Source organism: Caldimonas sp., from assembly GCF_046289365.1.
Lineage (GTDB): Bacteria > Pseudomonadota > Gammaproteobacteria > Burkholderiales > Burkholderiaceae_C > Caldimonas.
This window is the reverse complement of record NZ_JBKBVU010000094.1, coordinates 1-11,947: the sequence shown is the minus strand read 5'-3', so window position 1 is coordinate 11,947 and position 11,947 is coordinate 1. Positions and strand designations below refer to the sequence as shown.

The 11,947-nt window shown below is 67.2% G+C and carries 10 protein-coding genes; 5 read left to right on the top strand and 5 right to left on the bottom strand.

The genetic code is table 11. The annotated features are described in order from the left end of the window. A partial coding sequence (locus ACK42S_RS10655; protein WP_409706847.1) for a 5'-3' exonuclease H3TH domain-containing protein occupies positions 1-793 on the bottom strand: 793 nt, incomplete at its 3' end. 59 nt (positions 794-852) lie between these two features. Here ACK42S_RS10655 and ACK42S_RS10650 point away from each other — a divergent pair. From ACK42S_RS10650 to ACK42S_RS10640, 3 genes are read left to right on the top strand one after another with little or no spacing between them, the layout of a single operon-like run. Then, positions 853-1,158, top strand: a complete 306-nt coding sequence (locus ACK42S_RS10650) for a hypothetical protein (RefSeq protein WP_409706844.1) — start codon at positions 853-855, stop codon at positions 1,156-1,158. Positions 1,159-1,187: 29 nt separating this feature from the next. After that, a complete protein-coding gene (locus tag ACK42S_RS10645) occupies positions 1,188-2,156 on the top strand; it encodes a homoserine kinase (protein ID WP_409706841.1) in 969 nt (322 codons plus the stop codon). Beyond that, the gene (locus ACK42S_RS10640) at positions 2,153-2,968 is read left to right on the top strand and encodes a BPSS1780 family membrane protein (RefSeq protein ID WP_409706838.1); all 816 of its coding nucleotides are present in this window, start codon (positions 2,153-2,155) and stop codon (positions 2,966-2,968) included. Before ACK42S_RS10645 ends, ACK42S_RS10640 begins: the two co-directional genes overlap by 4 nt. A gap of 71 nt (positions 2,969-3,039) precedes the next feature. Here the strand turns inward: ACK42S_RS10640 and ACK42S_RS10635 are convergent, their stop codons facing one another. Next, entirely contained in the window at positions 3,040-5,250 is a 2,211-nt protein-coding gene (locus ACK42S_RS10635) for a PhoX family protein (RefSeq protein WP_409706850.1), read from the bottom strand. 171 nt (positions 5,251-5,421) lie between these two features. Between ACK42S_RS10635 and ACK42S_RS10630 the strand changes: the two genes are divergently transcribed. Beyond that, entirely contained in the window at positions 5,422-5,655 is a 234-nt protein-coding gene (locus ACK42S_RS10630) for a hypothetical protein (protein WP_409706834.1), read from the top strand. 21 nt (positions 5,656-5,676) lie between these two features. Here ACK42S_RS10630 and ACK42S_RS10625 read toward each other — a convergent pair whose 3' ends face one another. The 3 genes from ACK42S_RS10625 to ACK42S_RS10615 all read right to left on the bottom strand — a co-directional run bounded on the left by ACK42S_RS10625 (position 5,677) and on the right by ACK42S_RS10615 (position 10,563). Then, entirely contained in the window at positions 5,677-6,495 is an 819-nt protein-coding gene (locus tag ACK42S_RS10625; protein WP_409706831.1) for an IclR family transcriptional regulator, read from the bottom strand. A gap of 4 nt (positions 6,496-6,499) precedes the next feature. After that, positions 6,500-8,092: a class I adenylate-forming enzyme family protein gene (locus ACK42S_RS10620; protein WP_409706828.1), complete on the bottom strand. Its 1,593-nt coding sequence runs from the start codon at positions 8,090-8,092 to the stop codon at positions 6,500-6,502. A gap of 92 nt (positions 8,093-8,184) precedes the next feature. After that, positions 8,185-10,563 (bottom strand): UvrD-helicase domain-containing protein, encoded by a 2,379-nt coding sequence (locus ACK42S_RS10615; RefSeq protein ID WP_409706825.1) that lies wholly within the window; start codon positions 10,561-10,563, stop codon positions 8,185-8,187. Positions 10,564-10,798: 235 nt separating this feature from the next. Here ACK42S_RS10615 and ACK42S_RS10610 point away from each other — a divergent pair, with 235 nt between their 5' ends. After that, on the top strand, positions 10,799-11,776 hold the full coding sequence (locus ACK42S_RS10610; RefSeq protein WP_409706822.1) for a GMP reductase: 978 nt from the start codon (positions 10,799-10,801) through the stop codon (positions 11,774-11,776). Positions 11,777-11,947 lie beyond the last annotated feature (171 nt).

The window sequence follows — 11,947 nt, the reverse complement described above, 5'->3', positions numbered from 1 at the left end:
CCTCCAGGCGCGGCCACATCGGGATGTGGGCGGAGAGGTCGCAATCGGTCACCACGGTAATGAGACGCCGCCCCAGGGGCAGCCAGTCCAGAGCCTTGCGCAGGTTCTCGCCGGCCACGCTCTTGATGCGGTCGGCTGCGGCGATCACGCCGTCGAGTGAGCCATACTCGGCAATCCATTTGGCGGCCGTCTTGGGGCCGACCTTGTCGACGCCAGGCACGTTGTCCACCGCATCGCCGATGAGCGTGAGGTAGTCGACGATGCGCTCGGGCGGGACGCCGAACTTGGCCTTCACGCCCGCGACGTCGAGCGACTCGTTGCTCATCGTGTTGATGAGGGTGACTTCTTCGTTGACGAGCTGGGCCAGGTCCTTGTCGCCCGTGGAGATGATGACCCGGTGGCCGGCCTCGCGTGCCACCCGGGCCAGCGTGCCGATCACGTCGTCGGCCTCGATGCCGGGCACCTCCAGCACCGGCCAGCCCAGCAGCTTCACCACCTCGTGGATGGGCTCGATCTGCGCCACCAGGTCTTCGGGCATCGGGGCACGCTGGGCCTTGTATGGCGCATACCACTCGTTGCGGAAGGTCGGCCCCTTGGCGTCGAAGACGCAGGCGGCGTGCGCGGCCGGGAACTGCTCGCGCAGCCGGCGCAGCATCGCGATGATGCCGTGCACGGCGCCAGTGGGCTGGCCCTGCGGCCCGCGCAGGTCGGGCAATGCGTGGAAGGCGCGGTACAAGTAGCTGGAGCCGTCGACCAGCAGCAGCAACGGTGCGGTGGGGATGTGCTCGTCCATGGGCGCGATTGTGGGGCAATCGGCCCGCCGCCCCGGCGGGCTGCGCCTACAATGCCTGCATGCGCAACCGAGCCTGTCTTGCCATCCTCCTGGGAGCCGCGGCCTGCTCTGCCTGGGGCGAGGTGGCCGCCCCGGCCGTGGCCGCAGGCACGCCCGAGCCGGCGGTCCAGGTCATCCGCGTCGAGGACGAGTCCACCCGCATCGACGAGTTGCGGGTGCGTGGGCAGACCCTGCAGATCCACGTGCAGCCCAAGAAGGGCGGGCGCGCTTACGAGGTCGTGCCGCCCGACAGCGGCCGCGATCCGTCCCAGCAGGGCGCTCGCGGAGCTTCGGGCCAGCGCGTCTGGCGCTTCCTGACCTTCTGAAGCCGGGGTCTCCTGGCAACCGCCCGTCCATGGCCGTTTTCACGACCGTCTCGCCTGAACAAGCCTCCGACCTGGTCCAGCGCCTGAACCTGGGCAGCCTGGTGGAGCTGCGCGGCATCACCTCCGGCATCGAGAACACCAACTACTTCGTCACCGCCGAACGCGAGGGCCGGCGCACCGACTACGTGCTCACGCTCTTCGAGCGCCTGAGTTTCGAGCAGTTGCCTTTCTATCTGCACCTGATGAAGCACCTGGCGGCGCGGGGCATCCCGGTGCCCGACCCGAAGGCCGATGCCAGCGGCGAGATCCTGCACACCGTGTGCGGCAAGCCCGCGGCCCTGGTGGACAAGCTGCGCGGCGGCCACCAGCTTGCCCCCAGCCACGTGCATTGCCGCCAGGTCGGCGAGATGCTGGCACGCATGCACCTGGCCGGGCAGGACTACCCGCGCTTCCAGCCCAATCTGCGCGGACTGGACTGGTGGGTCGAGACGGTGCCGTCCATCCTGCCCCACCTGGACGCCGCGCAGCGCCAGCTTCTGGAAAGCGAGCTGGCCTTCCAGTGCTCGCACGCCCGCTCGCCGGCTTACTTGGCGCTGCCGCGCGGGCCCATCCACGCCGACCTCTTCCGCGACAACGTGATGTTCGAGGGCGACACGCTCACGGGCTTTTTCGACTTCTATTTCGCCGGCGTGGACACCTTCCTGTTTGACATCGCCGTGTGCCTGAACGACTGGTGCACCGACCTCGATTCCGGCCGGCTCGACGAAGCACGGGCCGGCACCTTCGTTGCGGCCTACCAGGCGGTGCGCCCGCTCAGCCATGACGAGGTGCGGCTGATGCCCGCCTTGCTGCGCGCCGGCGCCTTGCGGTTCTGGATCTCGCGCCTGTGGGACTACTACCTGCCACGCGACGCCCACATGCTCAAGGCCCACGACCCGGGGCATTTCGAGCGCATCCTGCGCGAGCGCGTGTACACACCCTGGCACCCCGAACCATGAAGCTGCGACAAGTCGGGCCGCTACAAGGCATCCTCTGGGTGCGCCGCGGCTTCCAGGTCTTCCTGCGCCAGCCGCTGGCCTACACCGCGCTGTTCTTCGCCTTCTTGTTTGTCGCGTTCGTGCTGGTGATCACGATGCGCCAGCTCGGGGCACTGGCGGTGCTGGTGCTCATGCCGCTGGTGTCGCTGGGCTTCATGCTGGCCACACGCAAGGCGGTGGACGGCGGTTTTCCTCTGCCCTCGCTGTTCATCGAGCCGCTGCGCGGATCACGCCGGCGAGTCGCCGCGCTGCTGCAGATCGGACTGGCCTATGCCGTGCTGTCGATGCTGACGATGTGGCTGGCCGACGCGATGGACGGCGGCAGGGTCGATGCCCTGCAGGGCGCCATGGCCAGCGGCGAGGCCACCGCCGAGATGATGGACGACCCGGCCATGCAGGGTGCCCTGCTCAGCCGGTTGCTGCTGACCGTGCCGGTCAGCCTGCTGTTCTGGCATGCCCCGGCCCTGGTGCATTGGGGGGGGACCAGCGCCGTGCAGTCAGTGTTCTTCAGCGTGGTGGCCTGCTGGCGCAACCTGGGGGCCTTCATCGTGTACTTCCTCACCTGGGCGGCCGCGGTGCTGGTGTTCGGTGTGGTGGCCACGCTGATTTTCACTGTGCTGTCGGCCCCCCAGCTCATGGCTCTGGTGGCCTTCCCAGCCACGCTGATGTTCGTGACGGCGTTTTACGCTTCGCTGTATTTCACCTACGCGGATTGCTTCACCGACGAGTCAGCGACCACCGTGGCTCTACCGGCTGCGCGCGACGAGGAATGAAACGAAAAGGCTCGCACGGCGAAGGCCATGCGAGCCACAGAGCCGCCCGCGCCGGGCGGCAATTTCGAAGCTCAGGTGCCGATGCGTCCGCCGTCGTTTTTCACGATCATCACGGTGGCCGAACGCGGGCGACGCCCCGCGCCATAGCCGCTATTGGCCGGCCAGTTGCTGGTGTAAAGGTCAGGATTGGAAAGGTTGGCCACGGCCGTATCGTCTCCCGGGTGCTGGACATTGACGAACATCACACGACCGTCGGGGGTTTCGCATAGCCCCGTAATTTCGTTGTCCTTCGGTCCAACCAAGAAACGCTTCAAGGTGCCCGTGGTAGGCATGGCACCGGCGCGAGTCTGTACCTGCTTGCTCCCATAGTCAAGCGTTACCGTACGGCCATCGCCCACCTGCCCAGGCAGCGCCGCCAGCATCATGCAGTTGGTAACGTCGGTGTAGGCACCGTCATCGGTCTGGATCCAACAGATGCCGGTGGATGCCGAGAACACCAAGCCATCAGGGCTGGAGAAGTCGTTGTCGTCGGTCAGACCGGAAATGTTCATGGCCGCAGGCGTAGAACCAGCCTCAGCGCCGAAGACGTACACATCCCAGGTGAAGGTCAGGGCGTTGGCGGCACCGCCGTCTTCACGGATGCGGATGATGTGGCCGTGAACGTTGCCTTGTTGCAAGGTGCCGATGCCGCGAATGTCGCTGTAAGCGCGCGGGTTGGCCGCGTCAACCTCCACCTGCGAGCCCGTGGCCCCCACCCGGCGGCTGCTGTTATTGGTCATGGTGAAATAGATCTCGCCCGTGCCCGGGTGTACGCCGCACCACTCGGGACGGTCCATCTTTGTCGCCCCCACGGCATCGGCAGCGAGACGGGAATGGATGGCCACATCCCCCTCATCGGCAAAGCTGTACGTCGCGTAACCGGCAATGTCCGGATTCGTGATCGTCAGCGGCAGCCACTGGCCGGTGCCGTCCTCATTGAAGCGGGCGACATACAAAGTGCCAGCATCCAGGTATTTGTCCCCCGTGGCGATGCGGTCGGCGGGGTTGGCGTCGGCAGCGCTCCACACCGCCTCAGAGACGAATTTGTAGACGTACTCGCGCTGAGCGTCGTCGCCCATGTACACCGCCAGCGGCTGGCCCACGATCGGACGCGAAAAGGCCGCGCTTTCATGCGCAAAACGCCCCAGCGCGGTGCGCTTCTTGACTGCCACGGTGCGATCATAGGGGTCGATCTCTGTGATATAGCCCTGGCCATTGATCTCGTTGCGGTAGTCGAGGTCGGCACTGGCGGCGGTGATGCTGGTGTTCCAGCGAACGTACTGATCATCGCTGCCGCCGGTTTGCCAACCGTAACGGCTGGCCGCCGCGCTCGTGGCCGTGACGTTACGGCCGTAGCGGGCCAGCGCAACATTGCGCTTTGCATCGCTGGCGGTGTTGTCGCCCGCTGCGCGGAAGAAGTAGCCAGACCAGTTTTCTTCGCCAGTGAGCAAGGTGCCCCAGGGGGTCTTGCCGGTGCCGCAGTTGTTCAACGTCCCGCGGGTGCGCGTGCCTTCGGGGGAGTAAAGCGTACGCAGCAAGGCATGACCGCGCGCCGGGCCTGAGATTTCGATCTCGGTGGCGGCCGTGACGCGGCGGTTGAATGCGGAATCTTGTACGTAGCGGAATACGCCGGCAGCGTTCTTGCGAATTTCTACGATGGACACCCCATGACAGTCCACCTCGATGTCCACCTCACCGGCCGGACGCGGCAGCGGCGACGGTCCGTTGGGGTGTAAAAAGGTCGGGATCACATACTCGTGGTTGATGCCCAGCAACGCACGATCGTTGTTGGTGGGATCGGGCTGCCCGGAAGCACTCAGGCCGAAATACTCCATGCCATCGTGGCAGTCCCCGGCACGCCGGTCGTAACCCGTATCGGTGCCGTCATTGCGGAACGCCGGGGTGTCCGCCGTGAGCGGATCACCCAGGGCATAAAGCACGGTGGCGGTGTAGCCCGCTGGCACGGTCACGGTATCGGCGGTGCTCTTGGCCACCGCGGTAAAGCCCAGCAGCGTCTCAGCCGGGGGCTGATCGCCATCGTCGTCGCCGCCGCCACCGCAGGCGCTCAACGACAAGCCTCCGAACAAGGCGGTGGCCGCCGAGCCCAAGCCGGCTCGCAGCACGCCACGGCGGCTCAGCCGGGCATTGAGCACCGCATCGAAGCTGGGGTTGGGGCTGTGGTTGTTCACCTGATCGTCAGGGTCGACGAAGCTCTCGGCAGGCAGGTCGATCGGCTTGTTCATGCAAGGTCCTCTCGCAACGTGGGGTGTAATGAAGCGCGCAGCGTAGGAAACCCGGATGAAAGTGCGGTGACGCGACAATGTCAGCTCGATGACGAGCTTGCGCAGCAGCACCGCATCGCCTCGACGCTCGCGGATAATGCGCATACCGCACCTTCGAACAAGTTTTTGGCCATGCCTTTGCTGACCCATCCCGTGTCCCGTTTTGGGCTGCTGCGCGCGCCGGTGTGGCTGGGCTTGAGCCTGCTGCTGTCGGGCTGTGCCGTCGTGACGGTGGCAGGGGCTGTAGCCGGTGCAGCCATCTCGGTCACGGGAGCCGTCGTGAGCACCGGCATCCGCGTGACGGGTGCGGTGGTGGAGGCCGGCGTCGACGCCGTTGCAGGGTCGGACGACGAAGACGACGACTGAAGGGCTGGTCCGCCCGTGCCGTCAGTGGCCGGCGTGCTCCAGCCGCGCCCCCAGCGCCATCAGGCGGGGTCGCACCTCGGTCATCAGGAACTCGGGGCTGAGCTGGAAGGCCGGGCCGCCGCAGTTGATCGCCATCAGCGAGCGCCCCCCGGCCGGCCGCAAGGCGATGGCGATCGCGTTGACGTCCTTCTGCCAATCGCCGAAGGATGCGCACACGCCGAACTCGCGGTACTGTTGGATCGCCCGTTCGATGCCCTGGCGGATGCGCGGCCAGGCCACCTCGTCCAGTTCGCGAATGCGGTCCATCAGCTCGTGGCGTTCGCCCTCCGGGCACATTGCCAGGTAAGCCCGGCCCATGGCCGTGGTGGCCAGCGGGATGCGCGAGCCCACATCCAGGCTGAGCGTGAGCGCAGCATGGCTGCGGCAGTTTTCCACATAGATCATGCTCAGCCGGTCACGCGTGCCCAGCGACACCATGGCCTGAGAGAAATCGGCCAGCTCCTGCATCAACGGCCGGGCGATCTGACGGGCATCCATGCGCGCCAGCATCGTGCTGCCCAGCGAGAGTGTGGCACTGCCCAGGCGGTAGCGGCCGGTGTCCTCCACATACTCCAGGTAGCCCAGCTTGGTCAGCGTGTAGGTCAGCCGCGAGATCGTGGACTTGGGCAGGTTGCAGCGCCGGGCCAGTTCCTGGTTGCCCAGCATGCGGTCGCCCGAGCGGAAACAGGCCAGCACCTCCAGGCCGCGCGCCAGCGCCGTGACGAAGTGGCGGTCTTCCTTGACGCGACCCTTCGGGCCGGGGCGGGCGGATTCGGTCTGCGGCGGCATCGGGTGGTCCATGCAGTCAGGCCTCCTTGGAGCTCGAGAGTTGCAGTGCCTGCTCGCGCAGCCGCTGCTTGTAGAGCTTGCCGGTGGCCGAGGCAGGCAACTGGGGCATCACGACGATCTGCGCCGGCAGCTTGTAGGGCGACAGACGCTCGCGCAGCCAGGCCATCAGCGCCTCGGTGTCCAGCGTGCGGCCCGGCACGGGCTCGACGAAGGCCACCACCTCCTCGTTGCCCGGCACCGGGCGGCCCACCACGGCCGAGAGCACCACGTCCGGATGGGCGTTGAGCACGTCTTCCACCTCCACCGGGTAGACGTTGAAGCCCGAGCGGATGATGAGCTCCTTCGAGCGGCCCACGATCGACAGCGTGCCGTCGGCTTCCATGCGGGCCAGGTCGCCAGTGTGCAGCCAGCCGTCGGTGTCCACCGTCTCGGCCGTCAGTGCCGGGTTGCGGTAGTAGCCCTTCATCACATTGGGCCCGCGCAGCCAGAGCTCGCCGGTCTCGCCCACCGGCACCGGCCGGCGCGACTCGAGATCGACCACCTGCACTTCGATGCCGGGGATCGGCGGGCCCACCGAGCAGTCACGGCGCGGCGCATCCAGGCGGGTCTGGCAGATGGAGGGCGACGCCTCGGTCATGCCATAGCCGTTGTGCAGCGGGAGGCCAAAGTGCTGCTCGAAGCGGTCCTTCAGCGCCTGGTCCAGCGGCGCGCCACCGGACTGTGCCACCCGCAACGCGCTCGCGCGCAGGGTGTTGCCCGGCCGATCGCCCCACTCCAGCAGCTTGGCATACATGGCCGGCACACCGTGCAGCACGGTGATGCGTTCGTCCGCCAGCGCCCGGGCCATGGCCTCGGGGGCGAAGCGGGCGGCCAGCACCAAGCTGGCGCCGGCCGACAGCGTGGCCAGCAGCACGGCGGTCAGGCCATAGACATGCGACAGCGGCAGCACGCCATAAACCCGGTCGGCGCTCGTCAGGCGTCGCTGGCGGCGGCTGTTGGCGGCGATGAAGAGCAGGTTGGCATGGGTGAGCATCACCCCCTTGGGTGCGCCGGAGGTGCCCGAGGTGTAGATCAATGCGGCAACCTGGGCGTCCGCCGCCTCGCTCACCGGTTCGGGTGAGGCCTGGGGGTGGCCGGCGGCGAGCAGCACCTCGCCCGCGCCGGGCCAGCGCTGTGACCTGCCGCCCAGGCGCTGCAGATGACGCAACGCCTCGGCCGAGGCCTCGCCCAGGCCGACCACCACGCGGGCCTGGGAGTGCTCAAGGAAGGTGTCGATCTCGCGCTCGGACAGGCGGGCATTGACCAAGGACACCCAGGCGTCGAGCCGGCTGCAGGCCAGCACCAGGATCGCGGCGGCATTGCAGTTCTCGCCCACCACCAGCACACGGTCGCCCGGCTGCACCCCGGCCTCACGCAGGCCTTGCGCGGCCGCCTCCACGGCCGCCGCGAGGGCCCCATAGCTCAGCGCGGCGCGCTCATCCTGCAGCGCAGGCGCGTCGCTTTGCCGCTGCGCCCAATGGTCGAGCCAGTGGTGCAGGCGCTGCGGCTGCAGATCTTCCGCAGCCCCGGGGGTGAACAGGTCGGTCGAACTCAAGGCGAAGGCTCCCATCCGGCCCGGCCAGACACCGGACCGCCGAATGATAAAGCCGATTCCGCTCTTCAGTTTTTCGTTCTGCCATGCAGAACAAAGCCTCCCCCTGCTCAGCCCTCCACCGGGGTGAGCTTGGCCACGCTCAGGGCCAGCCACTTGACGCCATGGCGGCCGAAATTGATCTGTGCACGTGCGTCGGCCCCGCTGCCTTCGAGGGTGAGAATCACGCCCTCGCCGAATTTGTTGTGGAAGACGCTCTGGCCGGCGCGCAGGGCCTGGCCTTCGTTGGTGGTGGCCCTCGGAGCCGCCCAGGCGGGCGGCGTCTCGGGCTGGCGGCCGGCCCCCACGATGCTGCCCAGTCCCGAGCCGCGCTGCCAAGCGGCGCGGTAGTCGCGCTCGAAGCCGGAGCCGAAGCCTTGGGTGCGGGGCGTGATCCACTTGAGCGCCCCCTCGGGCAGTTCGTCGAAGAAGCGGCTCTTGACGTTGTAGCGTGTCTGGCCGTGCAGCAGGCGCGTCTGGCTGTGGCTCAGGTACAGGCGCTTGCGCGCGCGCGTGATGGCCACGTACATAAGCCGGCGCTCCTCTTCGAGGCCGTCGGCATCCGACAGCGAGTTCTCGTGCGGGAAGAGGCCTTCTTCCAGGCCGGTGATGAAGACCACGTCGAACTCCAGGCCCTTGGCCGCGTGCACCGTCATCAGTTGCAGCGCGTCCTGGCCGGCCTGGGCTTGGTTGTCGCCGGCCTCCAGCGCCGCGTGGGTCAGGAAGGCGGCCAGCGGTGAGACGATCTCGCCGGTCTCGGCATCGGGAGTGAGGTCCACTGCGGCGATGGCCGGTGGGCTGCCTGCAGCGATGGCGCCAGCCTGCTCGTCCACCGGCAGGGCCACGGCGTCCTTGCCGAAGCCCTCCTGCGTCACGAAGGCCTCGGCGGCATTGACCAGTTCGTCCAGGTTCTCCAGCCGCTCGCGGCCTTCCTTTTCGGTGCGATAGAAGTCGGCCAGGCCCGAGGCCTCGATCACGTGCTCGATGATCTCGCGCAGCGTCAGGCCCTGCGTGGCCTCGCGCATGGCGTCCACCAGGGCCACGAAGGCCGCGAGGTTGGCCCCGCCCTTGCCAGCCACTGCGCCCACGCTCTGGTACAGGCTGCGGCCGCTGGCGCGGGCGGCGTCTTGCAACTGCTCGATCGTGCGCGCGCCGATACCACGGGTGGGGAAGTTCACCACGCGCAGGAAACTGGTGTCGTCGTTGGGGTTCTCGATCAGGCGCAGGTAGGCCAGCGCATGCTTGATCTCGGCGCGCTCGAAGAAGCGCAGCCCGCCGTAGACGCGGTAGGGGATCCCGGCGTTGAAGAGCGCGCTTTCCAGCACGCGCGACTGCGCATTGCTGCGGTAGAGCACCGCCGTCTCGCTGCGCGGCACGCCGTCGCGGTGCAGTTGCTGCGCCTCCTCGACCAGCCACTGCGCCTCGGCGAAATCGCTGGTGGCCTCATAGACGCGCACCGGCTCGCCCGGCCCGGCCTCGGTGCGCAGGTTCTTGCCCAGGCGCCGCGTGTTGTGAGAGATCAGCGCGTTGGCCGCATCGAGGATGTGGCCGAAGCTGCGGTAGTTGCGCTCCAGCTTGATGACCTGGTCCACACGGAACTCGCGCTCGAAGTCGGCCATGTTGCCCACCTGCGCGCCGCGAAAGGCATAAATGCTCTGGTCGTCATCGCCCACGGCCATCACGGCGCTCTCAGGGCCGGCGAACATCTTCAGCCAGGCGTACTGCAGCTTGTTGGTGTCCTGGAACTCGTCCACCAGGATGTGGCGAAAACGGCGGTTGTAGTGTTCGCGAAGCGCGGTGTGGTCGCGCATCAGCTCGTAGGTGCGCAGCATCAGCTCGCCGAAGTCCACGACACCTTCGCGCTGGCATTGGTCCTCGTAGGCCTGGTAGACCTCGATGAGCTTGCGCGTGTGCTCGTCGCGCGCCTGCACGTCCTTGGGTCGCAGGCCGTCTTCCTTGCAGCCGGCGATGAACCACGCCACCTGCTTGGGCACGAAGCGCTCTTCATCCAGGTTCATCGCCTTGATCACGCGCTTGACGGCCGAGAGCTGGTCCTGCGAATCCAGGATCTGGAAACTCTGCGGCAAGGCCGCCAGCTTCCAATGCGCGCGCAGGAAGCGGTTGCACAAGCCGTGGAAGGTGCCGATCCACATGCCGCGCACGGGAATGGGCAGCATCGTACCCAGGCGCGTGAGCATCTCCTTGGCGGCCTTGTTCGTGAAGGTGACGGCCATCACGCCGCCCGGACCCACCTGGCCGGTCTGGATCAGCCAGGCAATGCGGGTGGTGAGCACCCGCGTCTTGCCCGAGCCTGCGCCGGCCAGCACCAGCACGTGGCGCGGCGGCAGCGTCACCGCCGCATACTGCTCGGGGTTGAGGTGCTGCAGCAGGCCGGCCGGGGCCGCAGGAGGCGCCGCAACGGGCGCGGGATCGGGAGGGAAGATGCTCATGGGCCGATTCTAGGAGAGGGGTATGCGCCTGCCCGAGGTTCGGCGTAGAATGCGCCACCGGGCCCAAATGTTGGAGCCCGGTTTTTTTGTGTCCACCGCCCTCGCTGACGGTTTCGGACCCGACCGGCTCCAAATCAAGCGCTCGCAGCCATTGGGCCGCGCACTGCCTCAACGCGCCGCCCGCAAGCCTGCCACCGCCCATCGGCAGGCCCTACTGCCACCCGGAGCCTTGACCATGGAAATCTTCGACTACGACAACATCCTGCTGCTGCCGCGCAAATGCCGCGTGGAAAGCCGCAGCGAATGCGACACCTCGGTGGAGTTCGGCGGCCGCCGCTTCAAGCTGCCGGTGGTGCCAGCCAACATGAAGACGGTGCTCGACGAGCGCATCAGCGAGTACCTGGCCGCCAACGGTTACTTCTATGTGATGCACCGCTTCGATCTGGACAACGTGGCCTACGCAAAACGCATGCGCGACAAGGGCTTGTTCGTCTCGATCAGCTCGGGCGTCAAGGTCGCCGATTACGCGGTGATCGACCGCCTGGCCGCCGAGGGCGTGGGGGCCGACTACATCACCATCGACATCGCCCACGGTCATGCCGACAGCGTGCGCAAGATGATCGACCACATCAAGCACAAGCTGCCACAGACCTTCGTGATCGCCGGCAACGTGGGCACGCCCGAAGCCGTGATCGACCTGGAGAATTGGGGGGCCGATGCCACCAAGGTGGGCATTGGCCCCGGCAAGGTCTGCATCACCCGTCTCAAGACGGGCTTCGGCACCGGCGGCTGGCAGCTCTCAGCGCTGAAGTGGTGTGCCCGTGTGGCCACCAAGCCCATCATCGCCGACGGGGGCATCCGCCACCATGGCGACATCGCCAAGAGCGTGCGTTTCGGCGCGGCCATGGTGATGATCGGCTCGCTGTTCGCCGGCCACGAGGAGTCCCCCGGCCAGACCGTCGAGATCGACGGCAAGCTCTACAAGGAGTACTACGGCTCGGCCAGCGACTTCAACAAGGGCGAGTACAAACACGTCGAGGGCAAGCGCATCCTCGAGCCGATCAAGGGCAAGCTCGCCGACACGCTGCGCGAAATGCGCGAAGACTTGCAAAGCTCCATCAGCTACGCCGGCGGGCGCACGCTGGCCGACCTGCGCAAGGTCAACTACGTGATCCTCGGCGGCGAGAACGCCGGGGAACACCTCTTCATGTAGGCTCCTTCTGCCGCGCCTAAAATTGCGGCATCCCAGGTTTGGCGGCGTCCTGTGGGACGCCGCTTTCGTTTTCCCCTCGCACGCCCGGCCCCATGACCGAACTCGCCAAGTCCTTCGAGCCCGCCGCCATCGAGGCCCACTGGGGCCCGCTGTGGGAGCAGCGCGGCCTGT

Coding starts and splice junctions, on each gene's coding strand:
- ACK42S_RS10635 (WP_409706850.1), bottom strand. CDS start 5,250: ATGAACAAGCCGATCGACCTGCCTGCCGAGAGCTTCGTCGACCCTGAC.
- ACK42S_RS10620 (WP_409706828.1), bottom strand. CDS start 8,092: ATGGGAGCCTTCGCCTTGAGTTCGACCGACCTGTTCACCCCCGGGGCT.
- ACK42S_RS10645 (WP_409706841.1), top strand. CDS start 1,188: ATGGCCGTTTTCACGACCGTCTCGCCTGAACAAGCCTCCGACCTGGTC.
- ACK42S_RS10650 (WP_409706844.1), top strand. CDS start 853: ATGCGCAACCGAGCCTGTCTTGCCATCCTCCTGGGAGCCGCGGCCTGC.
- ACK42S_RS10625 (WP_409706831.1), bottom strand. CDS start 6,495: ATGGACCACCCGATGCCGCCGCAGACCGAATCCGCCCGCCCCGGCCCG.
- ACK42S_RS10630 (WP_409706834.1), top strand. CDS start 5,422: ATGCCTTTGCTGACCCATCCCGTGTCCCGTTTTGGGCTGCTGCGCGCG.
- ACK42S_RS10640 (WP_409706838.1), top strand. CDS start 2,153: ATGAAGCTGCGACAAGTCGGGCCGCTACAAGGCATCCTCTGGGTGCGC.
- ACK42S_RS10615 (WP_409706825.1), bottom strand. CDS start 10,563: ATGAGCATCTTCCCTCCCGATCCCGCGCCCGTTGCGGCGCCTCCTGCG.
- ACK42S_RS10610 (WP_409706822.1), top strand. CDS start 10,799: ATGGAAATCTTCGACTACGACAACATCCTGCTGCTGCCGCGCAAATGC.